This window comes from Paenibacillus sp. FSL W8-0186 (assembly GCF_037969765.1).
Classification (GTDB): domain Bacteria; phylum Bacillota; class Bacilli; order Paenibacillales; family Paenibacillaceae; genus Fontibacillus; species Fontibacillus woosongensis.
This window is the reverse complement of the sequence record NZ_CP150207.1, coordinates 4,615,807-4,633,622: the sequence shown is the minus strand read 5'-3', so window position 1 is coordinate 4,633,622 and position 17,816 is coordinate 4,615,807. Positions and strand designations below refer to the sequence as shown.

Annotated in this window: 21 protein-coding genes; 11 read left to right on the top strand and 10 right to left on the bottom strand. The window is 51.3% G+C overall.

From position 1 onward, the window contains the following. Positions 1–72: 72 nt before the first annotated feature. Together MKX50_RS20690 and ylbJ are read right to left on the bottom strand one after the other, a co-directional pair. On the bottom strand, positions 73–876 hold the full coding sequence (locus MKX50_RS20690) for an NAD kinase (protein ID WP_155612642.1): 804 nt from the start codon (positions 874–876) through the stop codon (positions 73–75). Positions 877–1,000: 124 nt separating this feature from the next. Then, positions 1,001–2,284: a sporulation integral membrane protein YlbJ gene (gene ylbJ, locus MKX50_RS20685; RefSeq protein WP_339157695.1), complete on the bottom strand. Its 1,284-nt coding sequence runs from the start codon at positions 2,282–2,284 to the stop codon at positions 1,001–1,003. A gap of 390 nt (positions 2,285–2,674) precedes the next feature. Here ylbJ and MKX50_RS20680 point away from each other — a divergent pair, with 390 nt between their 5' ends. Then, positions 2,675–3,052 carry a globin gene (locus MKX50_RS20680; protein WP_213593163.1) on the top strand — a complete coding sequence of 126 codons (378 nt, stop codon included), beginning with the start codon at positions 2,675–2,677 and terminating at the stop codon, positions 3,050–3,052. 59 nt (positions 3,053–3,111) lie between these two features. Next, entirely contained in the window at positions 3,112–3,810 is a 699-nt protein-coding gene (locus tag MKX50_RS20675) for a DUF2225 domain-containing protein (protein ID WP_213593165.1), read from the top strand. Positions 3,811–3,911: 101 nt separating this feature from the next. On the opposite strand, the gene MKX50_RS20670 is transcribed toward MKX50_RS20675, so the two are convergent. Both MKX50_RS20670 and MKX50_RS20665 read right to left on the bottom strand, forming a co-directional pair. Next, entirely contained in the window at positions 3,912–4,145 is a 234-nt protein-coding gene (locus tag MKX50_RS20670) for a hypothetical protein (protein ID WP_283925743.1), read from the bottom strand. Continuing rightward, positions 4,142–4,318, bottom strand: a complete 177-nt coding sequence (locus MKX50_RS20665; protein WP_213593168.1) for a YycC family protein — start codon at positions 4,316–4,318, stop codon at positions 4,142–4,144. Before MKX50_RS20665 ends, MKX50_RS20670 begins: the two co-directional genes overlap by 4 nt. 87 nt (positions 4,319–4,405) lie before the next feature. Here MKX50_RS20665 and MKX50_RS20660 point away from each other — a divergent pair, with 87 nt between their 5' ends. Both MKX50_RS20660 and MKX50_RS20655 read left to right on the top strand, forming a co-directional pair. After that, positions 4,406–6,208 (top strand): M3 family oligoendopeptidase, encoded by a 1,803-nt coding sequence (locus MKX50_RS20660; protein WP_213593170.1) that lies wholly within the window; start codon positions 4,406–4,408, stop codon positions 6,206–6,208. A 439-nt stretch (positions 6,209–6,647) separates the two neighbouring features. After that, positions 6,648–7,058 carry an O-methyltransferase gene (locus MKX50_RS20655; RefSeq protein WP_155612649.1) on the top strand — a complete coding sequence of 137 codons (411 nt, stop codon included), beginning with the start codon at positions 6,648–6,650 and terminating at the stop codon, positions 7,056–7,058. A gap of 108 nt (positions 7,059–7,166) precedes the next feature. Here MKX50_RS20655 and MKX50_RS20650 read toward each other — a convergent pair whose 3' ends face one another. The 3 genes from MKX50_RS20650 to MKX50_RS20640 form a co-directional block, all read right to left on the bottom strand. Then, a complete protein-coding gene (locus tag MKX50_RS20650; RefSeq protein ID WP_019635874.1) occupies positions 7,167–7,388 on the bottom strand; it encodes an alpha/beta-type small acid-soluble spore protein in 222 nt (73 codons plus the stop codon). 171 nt (positions 7,389–7,559) lie between these two features. After that, positions 7,560–8,534, bottom strand: a complete 975-nt coding sequence (locus MKX50_RS20645; protein ID WP_339157694.1) for an aldose 1-epimerase — start codon at positions 8,532–8,534, stop codon at positions 7,560–7,562. 127 nt (positions 8,535–8,661) lie between these two features. Next, positions 8,662–8,850 (bottom strand): hypothetical protein, encoded by a 189-nt coding sequence (locus MKX50_RS20640; protein WP_339157693.1) that lies wholly within the window; start codon positions 8,848–8,850, stop codon positions 8,662–8,664. Positions 8,851–8,990: 140 nt separating this feature from the next. Between MKX50_RS20640 and trpS the strand changes: the two genes are divergently transcribed. The 3 genes from trpS to MKX50_RS20625 all read left to right on the top strand — a co-directional run bounded on the left by trpS (position 8,991) and on the right by MKX50_RS20625 (position 11,771). Beyond that, positions 8,991–9,974, top strand: coding sequence for a tryptophan--tRNA ligase (trpS, locus tag MKX50_RS20635; protein ID WP_339160225.1), 984 nt, complete (start codon positions 8,991–8,993; stop codon positions 9,972–9,974). Positions 9,975–10,195: 221 nt separating this feature from the next. Continuing rightward, positions 10,196–11,134, top strand: coding sequence for a heme o synthase (gene cyoE / locus MKX50_RS20630; RefSeq protein WP_213593174.1), 939 nt, complete (start codon positions 10,196–10,198; stop codon positions 11,132–11,134). 37 nt (positions 11,135–11,171) lie between these two features. Then, positions 11,172–11,771 carry an SCO family protein gene (locus tag MKX50_RS20625; protein WP_339157692.1) on the top strand — a complete coding sequence of 200 codons (600 nt, stop codon included), beginning with the start codon at positions 11,172–11,174 and terminating at the stop codon, positions 11,769–11,771. A 4-nt stretch (positions 11,772–11,775) separates the two neighbouring features. Here MKX50_RS20625 and MKX50_RS20620 read toward each other — a convergent pair whose 3' ends face one another. After that, positions 11,776–12,123 (bottom strand): toprim domain-containing protein, encoded by a 348-nt coding sequence (locus MKX50_RS20620; RefSeq protein ID WP_213593178.1) that lies wholly within the window; start codon positions 12,121–12,123, stop codon positions 11,776–11,778. A gap of 150 nt (positions 12,124–12,273) precedes the next feature. Further along, a complete protein-coding gene (locus MKX50_RS20615) occupies positions 12,274–12,363 on the bottom strand; it encodes a YjcZ family sporulation protein (protein WP_244996716.1) in 90 nt (29 codons plus the stop codon). Here MKX50_RS20615 and MKX50_RS20610 point away from each other — a divergent pair. Further along, entirely contained in the window at positions 12,336–12,548 is a 213-nt protein-coding gene (locus tag MKX50_RS20610; protein ID WP_339160260.1) for a hypothetical protein, read from the top strand. The two genes, MKX50_RS20615 and MKX50_RS20610, sit on opposite strands and share 28 nt — an antisense overlap. Here MKX50_RS20610 and MKX50_RS20605 read toward each other — a convergent pair. Continuing rightward, positions 12,545–13,711 carry an MFS transporter gene (locus MKX50_RS20605; protein ID WP_213593489.1) on the bottom strand — a complete coding sequence of 389 codons (1,167 nt, stop codon included), beginning with the start codon at positions 13,709–13,711 and terminating at the stop codon, positions 12,545–12,547. The two genes, MKX50_RS20610 and MKX50_RS20605, sit on opposite strands and share 4 nt — an antisense overlap. A 253-nt stretch (positions 13,712–13,964) precedes the next feature. Between MKX50_RS20605 and MKX50_RS20600 the strand changes: the two genes are divergently transcribed. From MKX50_RS20600 to MKX50_RS20590, 3 genes are all read left to right on the top strand, one after another. Next, positions 13,965–14,405 (top strand): hypothetical protein, encoded by a 441-nt coding sequence (locus MKX50_RS20600; protein ID WP_155612657.1) that lies wholly within the window; start codon positions 13,965–13,967, stop codon positions 14,403–14,405. 20 nt (positions 14,406–14,425) lie between these two features. After that, positions 14,426–15,577, top strand: coding sequence for a transglutaminase-like domain-containing protein (locus MKX50_RS20595; protein WP_339157691.1), 1,152 nt, complete (start codon positions 14,426–14,428; stop codon positions 15,575–15,577). Between the two features lie 99 nt (positions 15,578–15,676). Then, positions 15,677–17,728: a penicillin-binding transpeptidase domain-containing protein gene (locus MKX50_RS20590; protein ID WP_213593182.1), complete on the top strand. Its 2,052-nt coding sequence runs from the start codon at positions 15,677–15,679 to the stop codon at positions 17,726–17,728. Positions 17,729–17,816: the final 88 nt, after the last annotated feature.

The following is a 17,816-nucleotide window of genomic DNA, read 5'->3' as shown; positions in this document are numbered from 1 at the left end:
GAAATTTATATAGGAAAACGGATGTTTCTGCAACATCCGTTTACTGGTGGCAAGGCGCCTATGAGTAGTATCTTATCCGAGGAAGGCGTTGCGGACGCGGTTCCAGAAAGGAAAAGGACGATAGCGTACGAAGCTGACGCTCTGCTTCGCGACTTGGCAGCGAACGGAGATAAGGTCGCTGATCGGGTAATTAATATGATCCAGAGTAAGCAGCAAATTCTGTTCCTTCCGCGAATAAATATCGCAATGATGATGCTTCGGCAGCACCAGGGAAGACCCGATCGTCCGGAAAACCCGGTTGTTGATCGAGGCGATTTCGGAAATTTGCAGGGCTTTGATCGAGGGATGGATGATGGCTCCGCCCAGGCTTTTATTATAAGCCGTGCTGCCGGAAGGCGTAGAGATGCAAAACCCGTCTCCCCGGAACATTTCGAACATTTGATCATTGATATCAACCTGGGCGACAATCGTGCCGTCCACGCCCTTCAAGGTGAATTCGTTCAGGCAAATATACGAGGAGGTCCCTGATTTCTTCTGAATCTCCAGCTCAATAAGCGGATAATGCACAATCCGGGGCTTGAGCAGGGATTCATCTTTGTGCCGGGTAATCATATCGACGAGCTCAGGAATTTCATTGGCTTGCCAATCAGCGAAAAAACCGAGGTGCCCGGTATGTACCCCCACAAACGAGATCGACGGTATACGGTCAATGAACGTATGGAAAGCGTGGAGCATCGTCCCGTCTCCTCCAATGGAAACAACGATGTCCGGTGACTCTGCATCCAACTGAAGACCTTGTTTTGCGGCCAATTGGTGGAATTTTTCGCTCAATTCAACCGACAATTGATCGCCACGGTCAAGAACGTAATATCTCAAGATGACAGGCTCCTTTGTAATAGATATCAGAAAGAATAACTTCGAAGCAAGTGCTTCCTGGTATCGCAAGAAAAAAACTACCGTTCGTAAAGATCATAATCAATTCTGGAGCAGAACACAACGTTCATTTCCTTGTTCTCCCTTCGGTTCGGGCAAGTATCCAATGAATGATTCGGGCGAGCAGAGATAAAATAAGAAGAACCGCTATCCATTTCAGAAAAATGACAAACGCGTCAGGAACGCTGCTCCATCCCACCGATATTTCTTCTTCCGGCGAGACCGGCAGCATGGCTGCCGAGCCGGTGCCCATCATTGGAGTCCAGAGGAGCAGCAATAAGGATGCCGCCAGGATGCCGTGGATCAGGCGAGCGGCCAAAAAGGGGAGATAACGCAAATCCGCTCCGTTCAGAATGCTGGCCACCTGAGCGTGGACGGACAATCCTCCCCAGGATAAAATGAATGCCGCCGCTGCGGCTTTATACATGAGCGGAACGCCGGGCGGAGCCGCGGCTGCTTTGGCGCCGAGGGTTACCTCGAACATTCCGCCCACGAAGGGCTCGGCCAGATCAGCTGGCAGGCCGGCCGTAACTAGCAAGGATTGAATGCCTGCATAAAGCAGGCTCATGATGCCGGAAGCGGTGAGCAGCTTCAGGACGACCGAGAAGAAAACGACGAGACCGCCGACCACGGCCATCAGCTGCAGGGAGGAGGAGACAGCCTGCTTCAGCAGCTCGCCCAGGCTGCGCCCGTCATTTAACCGGGCCTCGTGCATCGCTTGAAGCGCGGAACGCAGGCTGAACTTTGCCGGGGAGGAGGACATTCTATCGGACGGAGCGGAGCCTTGATCCGGTATCATGTCTATGGCGCTTCCCTGAAGCAGGCTCTCCTCCTCCCTGGTACCGTAAAACCTAAGCAGGATGCCCAGAAGGAGGGCGCTTCCGTAATGGGCAAGCGCCAAAATGCCCGCCAGCTGGGAGCTGCCAAAGAAGCCGACCGATACGGCCCCGATGAGAAAAATCGGGTCCGAGGAAGTGGTGAAGGCCACGAGCCTTTCCCCTTGCACGCGGCTAATGAGGCGCTGCTCCCGAAGCTTGGTCGCCAGCTTGGCGCTGACCGGATAGCCGGAGGCAAAGCCCATGGCCGCCACGAAACCGCCGCTGCCCGGAATTCGAAACAATGGCTTCATAAGGGGATCCAGTAATTTTCCTAGAAAATGGACGATCCCGAACCCAAGCATCAGTTCGGAGATGACGAAGAAGGGAAAGAGGGAAGGAAATAAAACCTCCCACCAGATCGCTAGCCCTGTCACCCCGGCTTCCCAGGAAACGGCGGGATAGCATACCATCAGGACGCCGAGCGACGTCATCGTCAATATAATGAGCGAAATGGCAATTCGCGTCAGGTTCATGAATAACGCCTCCACAAAGTTCATAGTGGAAGTGTATGATTAGATTAGGACAAACAGCACAAAAAAAGGAAGAAAGCGATTACAATTTATACTGTATTTTTGAAAGAGATGTGTTAGAATAAAAATCACAGATGTACACGTCACGGGACAAAAATCTCTGATGGATGGAGTGTTGGCTATGAGTTTTGTAGCAGGTGTGCTTGTATGCGCCTTTGTGTATGTGATCCGCGCTTCTCGCGTCCATTCCAGTGAAGAGGATTGGCGAAGTTATTGACATAACAGACAGGTTAATCCAGTTGGTACGTAAGGGCTCCGGTAGGAGCTTTTATTTTTTTTTGCTATACTTAATAGGAGCACCAAAATACAATGTGGAAGTTGGAGAGGAATCCCGTGAATCCAAGTTTAAGCATTTATGATAACCTGGGCGGCGAGGAGGTCATCCGTCAAATCGTGGAGGCCTTTTATCCCAAAGTGAAGGCGAATCCTCTACTTGGGCCTTTGTTCCCGGAGGATATTAACCCCGTGATGGAGAAGCAGTTTATGTTCCTGTCGCAATTTTTTGGCGGCCCCTCCCTGTTCTCGGACGCCTACGGCCACCCGATGATGAGGGCGAGGCATCTGCCATTTCCGGTCACGCGCGAAAGGGCGGAGGCTTGGCTGGCGTGCATGACGGAGGCGCTGGAGGAAGTTGGAATTGAGGAAGAATTAAAGGATTTTGTCATTAAACGGTTGTCTGGACCTGCTTTTCATTTCGTAAACACGCCCTAAGGATAAAGACGAAAGTGATGATATAACGTCTTACAACGGCGATGAAAGGAAGTAATCGTGTGGAACTGGAACCTCTTTACAAAATCAAGGTGACCTGCGCTTATTGCCAGAATGAATTTTCGACATCGCGAGTCAGGCCCAGCCTGAAGCGGTCGATCCGGACAGATACGGACTTTTGCGGCTATTACCGCGATGAGAATCCCGATTATTATGTGGTGCGAGTGTGTCCATCTTGCGGCTTCGCTTCGACGGAGAATTCGAATGACCGCCTGACGGAACGGCAGCGCCGCGAATTCGAGCAGAATATTAGCAACCGGCTCGTAAAACGGAGCTACGGCGGAGCAAGAACCTGGGAACATGCGCTGGAGACCTACAAACTCGCCCTGCTCTGCGCGCAGACGATCGGTGAGAAGGAGCGGATTATCGCGAGCTTGCTTCACCATATTGCCTGGCTGTACCGTTATCGAGAGGACCATGAACAGGAGCAGCGCTTTTTGAAACATGCCTTGAGTTCTTACATAAAGGTATTCGAAAACGAAGGGATTAGCGGCAACGATGCGCGCCTCATGTATTTGATTGGTGAATTAAACCGCAGAATCGGAGCATATAATGAAGCTGTCAAATGGTTCTCAAAAGTGATCAACGATAAGAAAATCATCGATGCCTCAATGATTCGCGCCTGCCGTGAGCAATGGGCGCTGCTGCGGGAAGAAATGCTCAGCAAAGGGGAAGAGCTGACGGAAGAGATTACGGGATAAGCCCGTTGATGTGCTTGTTGATCTTAAGCTTATAGCACCGAACTACGGGGCCGTTCATGGGGAAGAGGGAACGGCCCCTTCTGCCCTTTGAAGGCTGCTGCTCACCTGCGCACGACCGTATCGGTCAGCAAGTAATCGGAGTCGCTGTCCAGCAGCGTCAGCTTATTCTTGCAGCATGGAAAGACGAGCAGCTTCTTCTTTCCTTCGTGCACGCTTTGCACTTCACGAGGCTTCAGGGGAAGAAGGACGTTCTCTTGTCCACAAAAAGGGCATTTCGGCGCATATACATCGCCCATTAAGATATCGTAAGGCAGAGCCCTTTCAAAAGGTATCATGAGGACGCACCCGAATCGTCCGAAGGTGAAGGCTTGTTCGCTTCTTCTTTGGCAAGCTCCGCGATTTTTTGCATTAAAATATGCTGCGGCATATGCATAAGGTGCTCGAGAGGCACCTTTAATTTTTCGGCTAGTTTAACGGCAGTTTCCGGTGAGACTTGCAGTGGTTTCAAATGATCCCCTCCTGTCGATCTGGTTTCTATATCATACACTTTTAATGCCGGTGGCATCAACATTGGCATAAGGAAAGGATGCGTAATATGGCACAATTGACAAATCCGGTACAACAGACCTGGGAGCTGGATTCTATTTTTGCGGGAGGCTCTTCATCAGCAGACTTTGAGGCATTCCTGCAGCAACTTCAGAAGGATATCGCGGCGATGCACCAGGAACTGCAGCAATTCAGCGCCCCGGGAAGCCTGGAAGAGGCAGCGGGCCTGGATCGCCTGATTGCCGGGCTGCAAAGCGCAGCAGGCAGAATCGGCGAAGCGAGCAGCTTCGTGGCCTGCCTAACGGCAGAGAACCAGCATGATAAGAAGGCTGTTCAGCTCTCCAGCAAAGTAACTACCTTGCGTGCCGCCTATGAGAACGCGATGACCCTGTTTCAAAATGTGCTGCGCAACACAGATGACGAGCTTTGGGAGCTGTGGATGTCTCGCGAGGAGGTCGCCCCGATTTCGTTCGTGCTGAGTGAAAAGCGCGCCGCTGCCCGTGAGAAGCTCGCTCCGGAGCTGGAGAGCCTGGCATCCGATTTGGCGATCGACGGTTATCACGGCTGGGGACAGCATTACGACACTATCGTGTCGAAAGTAGCGGTCCCTTTCGAGGATGAAGACGGCAGTCAGACGTCCCTGTCCGTAGGCCAGGCGGCCAATAAGCTGGGGGACAACAGCCGCGCAGTGCGGGAAGAGACATTCAAAAACTGGGAACAGGCCTGGAGCGATGTCGCGGACTATTGCGCTGATACGCTCAATCGGCTGGCAGGCTTCCGCATTAAGCTATACGAAAAACGAGGCTGGAGCGATATCCTGAAGGAACCGCTGGACATTAACCGGATGTCCAAAGCGACGCTGGACATGATGTGGCAGGTCATTGAAGAGAATAAGCCCGTGTTCGTGGCTTATTTGAACCGCAAGGCCAAGCTGATGGGATTGGAGCAGTTGTCCTGGAGCGATGTCGATGCGCCCCTCGGAGAGTCTGCGGACAAAATCTCCTATGAGGCGGCCGCAGAGGAGATTGTGAAGCAATTCCGCAATTTCAGTCCGAAGCTGGCGGATTTCTCTGCCGAGGCGTTCAACAAGCGCTGGATCGAAGCGGAGGATCGTCCAGGCAAGCGCCCGGGCGGTTTCTGTACGTCGCTTCCGGTCAGCGGACAGACGCGCATCTTCATGACCTTCGGGGGGACGGTATCCAACGTCTCTACGCTGGCGCATGAATTGGGCCACGCTTATCACCAGTATCTGATGGATGAACTTCCGCAGTTCAATCAGGATTATGCGATGAACGTAGCGGAAACTGCTTCGACCTTTGCGGAAATGATCGTGGCGGATGCCCTCGTGAACAATGCGGCGGACGACAAGCAGAAGCTGAGCCTGCTCGCCGACAAAATCAGCAGCAGTGTCAGCTTCTTCATGAACATCCATGCGCGATTCCTGTTCGAGACGCGCTTCTATGAGAGAAGAAAGCAAGGGGAGCTTAGCGCCGGCGAGCTGTCAGCTTTAATGGAGGAAGCGCAGCGTGAAGCATACCATGGGGCGCTAGCCTCCTACCACCCTCACTTCTGGGCGTCCAAGCTGCATTTCTATATTACCGATGTGCCGTTCTATAACTTCCCTTACACGTTCGGGTACATGTTCAGTACCGGGTTGTATGCAAGAGCGCAGCGGGAAGGACAGAGCTTTGCAGCGAAATATGATGCTTTGCTTCAGGATACGGGACGAATGACTGTTGAAGAGCTGGCCAGCAAGCATCTTGGAGTCGATCTAACGCAGCCGGACTTCTGGCGAGAGGCTATGGCCCTGGCTGTAGCTGACGTCAAGGCGTTCTTGGAACTGACAGAATAAATGAATTCAGCGGGGCGGGGCTTTTGAACAGAAGCCCCGCTTTTTTTTGCCGAAAATCATCATTTTGTCGGAATCATCAGAAATAACAGCTAAATGGATGGGTATAAAGAACTAGTTTATGCCATGTTGATTTTACATGTTGACATTCTGTAGTGCAAAATATGTCACTGCTTATACTGAAATTTACATCAGGCGTATGAATGCAAAATCGACTTTGTCCCGAACAGGGAATAAGCGCGAAAACCCTGAAAAATAAAGGGAAGAAAGCTGTCGTAAAAGTGTGTAATTTGGCGAACAAGCTAATTTATAATTGTTGAAAAAACTATAGATATAGTAATAAATAACCATTTTTGTTTTATATTGTTGATCGGCTAGTCATATTGGAATATAATGAGGCGTAAGCCCTAGATGGGGAATTATATGTGAAGGGAGGGTGGATATGCTGAAGACGGACCAGCTTTCACTTGCCAGGCAGGTTGACATGGTGTTTAAGGAGCTTGAAGAAGAATTATCCGGCATGACCTCGGGAACTGTTTTTATTCAAATTCGCAATAATGCCATTGGGAAATTCGGTATCCGCCATAATCCGATTGCAGGTCGTAACGGACAATTGTCTGAGGAGGATAGAGGATTAACAAATCAGCAGTTGAAATCGTTTAAAGCGATGGCTATTGAAGCCTTGAGGTTCAAACGTTACTGGACGCACGGGGAAATTAGCTATGAGTTTGCACTGCGGCAGGATACGATTATTGTGGATGCTATCTTGGAATCCAATTACAACATGGCGAATTTGATGATACAGCGCTATTCGAGAAAGGACCCGGCGAGTACATATCATGATATCTCATAACATGCCTGTAATAACGTGTGTAATCATACGCTTGAAACGATGGGAAAGGCAGGCGACCTGCTAAATTGCAGACCGCCTGCCTTTTTATCGGCGAATAGAACAAGCTAATTACTGGTTAGAACGACCCGACAATTGCTGTTCAGCGATTTGAACCAGACGTTTTGTAATATAACCTCCGAGAGACCCGGTCTCGCGGGAAGTATAGTTACCGTAGTAACCATCTTGTGGAATTTGAACGCCCAGTTCTTGTGCAGCTTCATATTTCAGCTGCTGCAGAGCAGCGTTCGCTTGAGGAACGACAAGGTTGTTGGAACGGCTTCCGTTTGCCATGTTTGTCACCTCCTTTGCCTTTGTGAATTTAGTATGGATTTCGTGAGCTAAAATATGCAGTCTTGTTTCTAGCTATAGCTCTGGTAATTATTGCAACGCACAAAAAAGCAATTCTCCGCAGAGAATTGCTTGCTTCATTCCATAGATCCCGTTCAAAGCTGCAGATAGAACTTAATTAGGTTCGGGGTGGATCATTTCCAACTGCAGGTTAAGCTCCAGACTTTGCTCGGGCTGAAGCTCGATGAGCCCTGTATCTTCGTTGGGCAATCCCGAATTAGGCGCATCCGGGAGCCAGGTATAAGGTTCGATGCACAGAAACTGATCGGCTGCTCCCTTCGTATACAGCACCCAATGCTTGAAATAAGCGGGGTCGGCCGAGTAGACCAGGCCATATCCATCGTCATGCATAAGCGTGGCCCGGACAGGGTTGTCGCCGATCCTGAACATCGTATCGAAATCCATCCCCTGCAGCTTCAACCCACCGGTGAGCTCCTCAAGCTCGCCGAGCGGCTCGACTTCACCAGTTGTAATCAGTTCCTCGTCTAATTTATATTTCCCGGAGACGGGCAGCGTAATCGTCCACTTATCAGGCTGGCCATCCAATAAAAACCAGGTATGCAGGCCAAGCCCGAAAGGAGCAGGACGATCTCCCAAGTGGTGAATCCGGAACGTTTGCATAAGCTTCGCCCCTTGCAGGCGTAATGTCATTTCCAGCTTAAGCGGTACTGGGAACTGCCGAACCCAATTCGGGTCGTCTGAAGTGATGAATTCCGTAGTAATCGAACAGCCCTCATCGTCTTCTTCGATGTCGCTGACGCACCAGGCTTGCGTACGGTGAAGACCGTGAATATGGTTGTCATTGGCCGTATTGCGGTCAAATTGGTATTCCTGTCCGGCATAAGTAAATTGTCCCCTACGAATTCTTCCGGGCGGAATCAACAGAGGAATCCCGAAATGATACGGCTTTTGCAAATAGAAATCGAGTTCACTTTCGTCTGGGCGGCGAAGTACATCGCGTTGCTGGACATGATCCCATATGCGGATGACATTATTGCCAAGGCGGGGCAGCAGCGTGACATCAAGCTCACGGCTATGTAACGTATAAGTATCGTAACCGTTCCATTGCCCTTTGGTCACTTTTTTCATATCGATGCTCCTTTTCCCACAAATAATCGAATTCAAATAACTAGCCTTATCATAACACTTTTTCCTGGGGACGAGAAACGGAAGTTGACACGTAAGCCGTACGGCGAGTATCATTGGACATATAATTTTAACAATAGTCAACGCGATGACAGGGACAAGTAAGCGAAGCGGACTTCTTCCGCAGAAAGCCGGTGGGTGATGCGAACCGGCGGAGCTGCTTAGGCTGAATGGACCCTGGAGCGCCGAGCGTAAAAGACAGTTCGAATGATCCGTCCCAGTAAGCCGGCCGGCTATGCTCCACGTTACGGAGCTTCAAGGTCAAGACTCTGCTTGTCAGCGGTTAGCTGCTTTACGGGGCTTGACGAATAAGGGTGGCACCACGGTCTCACGTCCCTTGCGGGCGTGGGGCTTTTTGTGTTTCTGCCTAATTTACCAAATATCGAGGAGGAAGTTATGGTGAAAAAAGTTCTTTCTGGCATTCAGCCCAGCGGAAAATTAACTCTTGGGAATTATATTGGCGCACTGAGAAACTTCGTAAAACTCCAGCATGAGCATTTGTGCAACTTCATGGTCGTCGATCTCCATGCGATTACGGTGCCTCAGGATCCGGCTGCTTTGCGGGAGCAGTCCGAACAAGTGGCGGCATTGTTCGTTGCGGCCGGTATTGATCCAGCTAAAGCAAATGTGTACCTGCAGTCCCATGTCCTGCAGCATGCGCAGTTGGGGTGGATCCTGACTACGCAGACCGCCATGGGAGAACTGGAGCGGATGACTCAGTTCAAGGATAAGTCGGCGGGCAAGGAATCCGTCGGCGCGGGGTTGTTCGTGTATCCTTCACTGATGGCAGCGGATATCCTCGTATACAATGCAGATCTGGTGCCCGTAGGTGATGATCAGAAGCAGCATTTGGAGCTGACCCGCGATTTGGCTGGACGCTTCAATAGCAGATTTGGAGAATACTTTACCATTCCTGAGCCGTATATTCCGGAGGTAGGAGCCCGCATTATGTCGCTGGATGACGCTTCGAAGAAGATGAGCAAGAGCAATCCGAATCCGGGGAGCTATATTTCGCTCCTGGACTCGCCGGCCGATATCCGCAAGAAGATCAGCCGCGCGACGACCGACTCGGGCAGCGAAGTGAGATTCGATCGGGAGAACAAGCCGGAGGTAAGCAATCTCATTTCAATTTACAGCCAGTGTGCTGAAATTCCGGTGGCTGAAGTCGAGCGTCTCTATGAGGGCAAAATGTATGGCGCCTTCAAGAAGGATCTGGCTGAAGTCGTAGTTGGCCTCATTGAACCGCTGCAGCAGCGATACCGTGAGATCAGGGAGACTGGAGAAATTTTCGATATTTTGAAGCAGGGAGCAGAGAGAGCATCGGAGATGGCGGAGCAGACGCTTTCAGACGTTCAGCGCATGATGGGGTTTATTACTAAATAAGCAACAAGCTAGGTGAAGGGCCAGGCTGAAAACAAGAGAACCCGGATGAAAATCCGGGTTTTCTTTGCTGTCGTCACGGAATTGTCATAATAACTTGATCATTATGTAACGATTGTCAGAGACTTCGATGTTTTGATATGATAAAGTTTATAGCAAGAGGGTATATTCATTAGAAATTTAATTGATCTTATATATATAAGCATAGGAGGAAGATATAACGCATGGAAAAACCACTAGGCTATACTGCTCCATCGGATTCCCCTGCGTTGTCCGTGAGACCAACTCCTCCGGGAGAAACGGCAACTTGGAAAGATTTCATAGCCTTAACGAAACCGGGGATTATCCGCTCTAACGTCATTGCGGTATTTGCCGGGTTTTGGCTGGCCTCTCAATGGGATTTGCAATATGGGAAATTAATCTGGACGATACTGGGAGCCGTTCTTGTAATGGCTTCATCTTGTGTGTTCAACAATTATTTCGACCGTGACTTCGACATGAAGATGGAGCGGACGAAGAAGCGGGCTTTGCCTACCGGCAAACTGTCGCCGCGAATCGTATTATGGTATGCGATTATTCTCGGCATATTTGGTTTAGCAGTGTTGTTCAGCTTCTCCGGCCTGCTCGCAGGATTATTCGGCGCTGTAGGGATGTTCGTCTACGTCGTCGTGTACACGCTGTGGCTGAAGCGTACGTCAACCTGGAGCACCTCGATTGGTGCAATATCAGGAGCAATGCCGCCGGTGATCGGCTATGTGGCCGTTACAGGCAAGGTGGATCTGGGAGCCTGGCTGCTGTTTGCGCTCCTGTTCTTGTGGCAGCCTCCGCACTTCTGGGCACTCGGCATCCGCCGGGTCGAGGAATACCGGGCAGCCGGTTATCCGCTGCTTCCAGTCGTCAAAGGAATTCCAAGAACGAAGCTGCAGATGATTCCATATCTTGCACTGCTGCTTCCCATACCTGTATTAATGTACGTTTACGGTTATACGGGGATCTGGTTCCTGATTATCGGAGAGGCGCTGTCCGTCATCTGGCTGTATATGGCGCTTAAGGGCATTCGTTCGCAGGATGATGATACCTGGGCCAAGAAAGTGTTCATCTTCTCCGTGAATTATTTGACGATCAGCTTGATCGTGATGATTCTGGATACCGTACGGATTTAACCGGTCTGACAGCAAAGGAAATGATGGAGGCACTGTAATGACCTTGTTAAAAAAATATAAATGGACATGGATCATGCTGGCCATCTGCGTGATCCTGGCCGGATATTTGCTATGGAGCTCCCTCGCTAAACCAAAGCTTCCGGTAATCGGCACCGTTGCTCCGTTCTCGCTGGAGAACGTGGACGGCAATAACGTGGCGCTTGAGGATACGAACGGGAAGGTAAGGCTGTTCTATTTCTTCTTCTCCAACTGTCCGGACGTATGCCCGGTTACGACCTTAAGGCTTTCCCAGGTGCAGGATGAACTGAAGGAGAAGGGATTGTTCGGCAAGGATGCGACGATCGTGTCGGTGACCTTTGATCCGGAGAGGGATACGAGGGAGCGGCTTAAGGAATTTGGCGACAAATTCAAGGCGGATTATTCCGGCTGGTATTTTTTGCGGGGAGATCAGCAGCAGGTTATCGATTTGGCAATGAACTCATTTAAAATACTAGTGAACCAAGACAGGGACGGCAACTTTGTCCACATGGATCTAATAGGGCTTGTCGACCGCAAGGGGAACATTCGCGAAATGTTCCGTCCTGACGCTACCGCGGAGGAAATTGCGAGTGTCGTGGCGAGATTGGCGAAGGAATAAGGGCTCATGCGAAGCCGGGCGGGGGATAGTTGATGTAATCCTCCAGCCCGGCTTTTTCTAATTGCGCGATCAGGTATTCTTCCGGCGTTCCTTCCACCCCGGCGTAACCCCTTCTAGTATAAATATGCCCGGCATCGGGAAACGCATCGCGAAGTATTCCGCGAATTCGCTTGCCGGAGGAATCGTTATCCATAAACAAGAATACCTCGTCATCCTTGATTTGCTTGCGAAGCGACTCCAATTTCAAGGAGTTCAAAGTGCCGAAAGTGCACAGGATCGTTATTTCCTCGCTGAGTATGCGCCGCAGCTTGCTCCGGTCGTTCTTTCCTTCAACAATGATGTAGATCGACAATGAGATCACCTCTGGCAGGATGTTATCGATAAGAATGGCTGGATAGTATCAGATCCCCTCTAGTGTATACCGCAACAACAGATCATGCAAAAACGAACCAAAGCAAACGGCCTGCCAACGGCAGACCGCCAATAGTGAAGCGCAATTGTTTTAGAACAGAGGAGCTCGCAGGATGATCACCAGTAAGATGTACAGTACAAGGATAACGCCCGTTGATGTCCAGAAACCGCCGGGTGCAATCGGTCCGGGTCCGCAAGCAGCGATATTGCCCATTTGTTTCACCTCACTTTCGCCAACTGTCGGTGACTACAGTTATACTATGTGCATTCGTCGCCATTGCACTGTGCAGCAGCCTAAAGCTTGGAAAAGAAGCCATGGGAAGCACGGAGTCGCATCCGCCAAGCACCGCTGCCATTCGAAATTAGCGGAGGTTTGTCGGCGTGGGCAGCGGCGGAAGGCTTAGACCCTTTTTGCGCGCTGGCGGCACCAGGATAATAACGCTCATCAAGAGCAGGAAAGCGGCAAAATAGGGAGAAAACGAGCCGTGAATCGCCCCGGCGGCAATGGGACCAACGAAGGAACCTACCGACATGGCGATCGATTGCAGGGAGAATACCGTTCCTAGCCGCTCTCCGCCGCTCAGATCAATGAACAGGGATGACATCGCAGGATACACAACGCCTTTGGCAATCCCGAGCGCGAATAGCGACATAGCGAGCGGAACGGTATCCAGTGCCGCAAGGGAGAAGAAAGACAGGGCGAGGCCCAATATTCCTAGATGTGTCCGCAAATAGGGGGAGTAGTGGCTTAGGAACAACATTGACAGGGTGACCAAGGCTCCCAGGCTGATAATCGAAAAATGAATGCCAGTATGCATAATCCCTTCTGTGCCCCCGAGCTGCAGCGGGAGCTCGAAGAACAATATTCCCTGCGAACAGGAAACGGCGAAGGGCAATAAGAAATACCTGAAGGGAATTACCTGAAATACCGCGGGCCCGTGTTCGTTCTTGAGAACGGCCCCTGTGCTTCGAATGCCTGTAGGGCGGGGCTCATGAACCATAAATATGGCGATGATCCCCGTAACGATCAGCAGCCAGCCCAGGGACTGGAAGGTCATAGCGTAGCCGCTTTGCGCGACCAGAAAGGCGCCAGCTGCAGGGGAGACAACGGAGGCGAGCGTATGCACTACGCCATGTCCGGCCATCAGCTTGCCTTGGCCGACGGGATCTTTAGATAGCGAAGCGAGCAGAGCCAGACAGGCCGGAGATAAAAACGCCAGCACAAAACCGCTGATGGAGCGGAGAACGAGGAGCTGCCACGGCTCAGTAACCTGAGCCTGCAGCAGCAGGATGATTCCGGCGGAGATCAGGCTGAAGATCATGTAGCCTTTGCTCCCGTGCTTGTCGACCCCCTGTCCGGCAATCAGGTTGCCGGGCAGATGCGTGAGCGCGTAAATTCCCATCATCCAGCCGATGAACACGGGAGCTGCGCCTATGGAAAGGGCGAAGGGGGTTAGAATCGGGTATTGCGCATGCAAATCAAAGAAAGCGAGGAACAAAAAAAAGTAGAGCCAAAATGCCATTTTCATCATACCTTGCCTCCTGAGTAATTCCCTTATGCTCTACTTGTACGTTGCAGGGGACGAACTTATACCCTTTTAAATCAAAGGCAGTCCGTAATCCTGGAATACTTGGAAATATAACGAGGGTTAGCTGACATCGCTTAGGCCGATCATGTATAATAACTTACACTGTGGAATCCTACAAATTTGAGATGAAACTAAGTGCGGGTTTGATACGTTTAATTTAAGAGAAAATGAGACGGTAGAGGTGCGGAAAATGATGGATGTACAGGTATGGACTGAATTTCTGAAGCAGAATTGGCTCGTGATTGTCATTGCGCTGGTCGTTTTGCTTCTCGTCGTGAATTTAGTAAAGACGGTTGTGAAGTGGGCGCTGGTTCTCGTTATCGCTGCTTTTATAGTCATTTACAGCGGCATTTCGCTGAAGGATATCGGGGATGCCGTTAGCACGGTAAAGGATCAGGCGGTGGAATACAGCAGAAATGAAGTGCTGAACGCGATGAAGAACGAAGCCAAGGACGCCAAATGGGTTCAGAACGGCGACGGAACCTTTACGATCACTACCCCAAACCTGGAAGTGACCGGGACGCTGGGGAAGGACAAGGTGAAGGTCGCGTTTCGCGGTGTCTCCCTAGGCGAATGGAAAATGAACGATACGCTTGAAGCCTTCGTCCAAGAGGCACAGAAACACGCAAAATAATATGACGACAGGGGGCGGACATGACGGAAATCTGGATAGACGGGTTGCGGGAATACAACATGATTTCCGCCTTGCTCATGCTCATTATGGCTATTTCAATACTGCAAGGCCTGCTGCGGGGGGCTTCCCGCTCGGCAGGCCGGCTCTTTACGCTTTTTAGCGGCGGGCTGCTGTCACTGCTCAGCTTGGTGTTCTCTGTTCCGTTCACGATGTGGATTGCTCCGAGGGTGCAGCAGTGGCTAAGCGGCTATGCCCCGCCTTTGCGGGAGCTCTCGAAATGGGAGCAGCTTTATTATACGTTAGTTACGGCGGTAAGGGATTTTCCGTTAATGCGCCTTGCCGTTGTATTCATACTCAGTTACTGGCTAATTCGTTCGATCATGGGGCTTGTCTGCGCCTTTGCATTCGGGAGCGATTCCTTATTCGGACGGATTGCTTCGGGCCGTGAAGGAACTGCATCGTTGCTCAGCCGCCTAGCGGGAGCTGGAATCGGCGGGGTCATAGGAGCTGCGCGCTGCCTGATGGTTATCGCAGTGTTGTTCATCCTGGTGACCTTGTTTCCGAACAGCAGCTTCAGCCGCTACGTTGAGGCCTCTCCCGTATACCAGCAAGGAGCCCGGACCGTTATCGAGCCTCTTACCGGTGAGCTGATCAAGGACAAGCTTCCGGTATTTACCCGGGGAGTCGGGGAGGAGCTAGAGGGGATTCTGCAGCGGCGCTACGAGGTTATCGATGCAGAAATTCCCCGCGACATCGAACAGACTGCAGCCGCAATCACGGTAGGGGCAAGGAGCGACGAGGAGAAGGCGCGCCTGCTCTATGAATGGATCGGGACAAGAGTAGCCTATGATTACGATAAGGTCCGGGATTATGAGGAGAAGGGCATTTGGAACGAGCAGACGCCGCAAATGACCTATGACAGCAAGCGGGGAGTGTGCATCGATTATTCCCGGTTGTATGCGGTGATGGCCCGTTCGCTGGGGCTGCAGGTCAAAGTCGTAACAGGGCTTGGATATGACGGCCGCGGCGGCTATGGCCCTCATGCCTGGAACGAGGTATATCTGTCCGAGAAGGACGTTTGGGTTCCGTTGGACGCGACTTGGGCAAGAAGCGGGGACTGGTTCAATCCGCCCGCATTTAATGATACCCATATCGCGGATAAAGTAATTTAAGAGAGAAAGTCCGGACCGGCCAGCACTTGAAATGACTGCAAGCCGGTATGTTACAATAAAGGTATCAATGTTCGAACATAAGAAAGCGAGACTTCGGCCATGAAAAAAGTGTATTCAGATGATCCGCGCGAGCAGGAAATAGAGCTGCAGCGTCATTTTAATATTCGCCTCAATTTATTTTTTTTCAGCGCGTTTGCGATTTTTACGGTGATCATCGTCCGGCTGGCTATTCTGCAGTTTGTGGAAGGGCCGACGCTGGCCCAGCAGGGAACAGGCCTTAGAGTGAAGGATGTTCCGCTGCCGCCGACGCGGGGAACGATCTATGCAGCCGGCGGCGAGAAGCTGGCTTATTCTACGCCGGTGCAATCTTTGTATATCACGCTGCAGAAGGACTACAGCAAGAACTCGACACGGGGGAAAGAGAATCGTCCTGAAGCTATAGCTTTGGCAGAGAAGCTGAAGGAGGCCTTTGATAAATACGGCGATCCGAACGGTACGCCGATGACGCTTGATGACATCGTCGATGCCATGGATTTGGAATACCGGCGCGCCAACGGCTTTGCGCCCCGCCGGATCAAGATTGATCTGACGGACCAGGAGATCGCTTATTTCCTGGAGCGCAAGGATCAGTTCCCGGGACTCGATATCGTAGAGGAGAGCATTCGCCATTATGACGAGGACCGGGTTGCCGTCCAGACGATCGGCTATCTGCGGAAGTTCAGCTCTACGCTGGACGTATCCTGGTACGATTCGGTCCGGGAAACGATGGCCGCCGAGAACAAAGATCCCGGGCTGGAGTATACGGCAGAGGAATTTGTGGGCTTCGACGGATTGGAGATGCAGTACCAGCATGAGCTCCGCGGCAAGAACGGGTACAAAAGCGTTCCGATTGACCCGCGAAACATGGCGACGGGCATTCCGGAGCTGACCGCTCCGCAGAAGGGGTATGATTTGCATACGACGATCAACAAGAATGTCCAGTTAACCGCCCAGCAGGCCATCACCGACCAGCTGAAGTGGCTGCACACCAATCCGGTATCCGGCAAGCTGCACCCTAATGCAAAGACAGGTTATGCCGTAGCTATGGAGGTAGAGACTGGCAACATCATCGCGATGGCCAGCATGCCTGATTACGACTCGAACGTATGGAAGAGCGGCGGCGTGAGCGGCGAGGTGTGGAAGGAAATCGAGAATAGCTATAAGAACGGGACGATTACTCCGTTCGGTTCAGGCCGCTCGGGCCACAACTTCGAATCAACCATCCTGCTCGGATCAACAATTAAGCCGCTATCTGTGCTGATTGGATTAAATGAAGGGTTGTTCACAACGAATACAACCTACAATGACAGAGGGATCGCCTATTTTGGGCGTAACGACTCCTCCAGAGTAAGAAACTCCGGAAGCCATGCTTATGGCTCGATGGACCCGTCTAGAGCCATTTATAAATCCTCGAACACCTTTATGGTCGATATGGTCGGGAAGAGGCTGTACAACAAATACGGTGCTGAAGGAATCGACGTATGGGATAAGTACATGAAGGATTTCGGACTTGGCGTATCAACCGGCATCGATTTGCCCTCCGAATATTTGGGCAAGCTCGAATACAAGGATGAGAACGAGACGCCGCTGGCGAGACTGGTCTATGCTTCTTTTGGCCAGCAGGGAAAATATACCGCCATGCAGCTGGCTCAATTCACGGCTACCCTGGCGAGCCGCGGCAAGCGGATGGAGCCGCATCTCGTCAACAAAATTACCGATTCCGATGGCACCATCGTCAAGAAAATCGAGCCTAAGGTTCTGAATGAATTGAACTTCAAACAGGAGCACTGGAACGAGGTAATCAGCGGGATGAAGACGGATGTCTCCGCATTCAACGGCTTCCCTTATGATTTTGCCCGCAAGACTGGAACATCAGAGCAGAGCTATCGTGGCAAAATGATCGATAATGGTGTATTTATCGCCTTTGCACCGCGGGAGAATCCTAAGCTTGCTGTAGCAGTTGTTGTCCCTGAGGGCGGGTTCGGCTCAATGAGCGCCGCGCCGATCGCGCGGAAAATCTTCGACGCGTACGATCAGGAATACGGATTGGACGGCGTACCGAAGAAAGCAAAACAAACGGAAACGGAGCAGAATTCGCCTGTTAACCCGTGATTCTATGAAGATATGGCAGGCTCAATGAGAAGATAGAGCGGCTTCCCGGCTATAAGCCAGGCGAAGCCGCTTTTTTATTTCTGGATCT

Bases quoted from the DNA above. Each gene is read 5' to 3' on its own strand.
- cyoE (WP_213593174.1), top strand. From the start codon at position 10,196: ATGGAAAAACCACTAGGCTATACTGCTCCATCGGATTCCCCTGCGTTG.
- MKX50_RS20625 (WP_339157692.1), top strand. From the start codon at position 11,172: ATGACCTTGTTAAAAAAATATAAATGGACATGGATCATGCTGGCCATC.
- MKX50_RS20600 (WP_155612657.1), top strand. From the start codon at position 13,965: ATGGATGTACAGGTATGGACTGAATTTCTGAAGCAGAATTGGCTCGTG.
- ylbJ (WP_339157695.1), bottom strand. From the start codon at position 2,284: ATGAACCTGACGCGAATTGCCATTTCGCTCATTATATTGACGATGACG.
- MKX50_RS20660 (WP_213593170.1), top strand. From the start codon at position 4,406: ATGGCACAATTGACAAATCCGGTACAACAGACCTGGGAGCTGGATTCT.
- MKX50_RS20645 (WP_339157694.1), bottom strand. From the start codon at position 8,534: ATGAAAAAAGTGACCAAAGGGCAATGGAACGGTTACGATACTTATACG.
- MKX50_RS20595 (WP_339157691.1), top strand. From the start codon at position 14,426: ATGACGGAAATCTGGATAGACGGGTTGCGGGAATACAACATGATTTCC.
- MKX50_RS20590 (WP_213593182.1), top strand. From the start codon at position 15,677: ATGAAAAAAGTGTATTCAGATGATCCGCGCGAGCAGGAAATAGAGCTG.
- MKX50_RS20670 (WP_283925743.1), bottom strand. From the start codon at position 4,145: ATGATACCTTTTGAAAGGGCTCTGCCTTACGATATCTTAATGGGCGAT.
- MKX50_RS20605 (WP_213593489.1), bottom strand. From the start codon at position 13,711: ATGAAAATGGCATTTTGGCTCTACTTTTTTTTGTTCCTCGCTTTCTTT.
- MKX50_RS20650 (WP_019635874.1), bottom strand. From the start codon at position 7,388: ATGGCAAACGGAAGCCGTTCCAACAACCTTGTCGTTCCTCAAGCGAAC.
- MKX50_RS20655 (WP_155612649.1), top strand. From the start codon at position 6,648: ATGCTGAAGACGGACCAGCTTTCACTTGCCAGGCAGGTTGACATGGTG.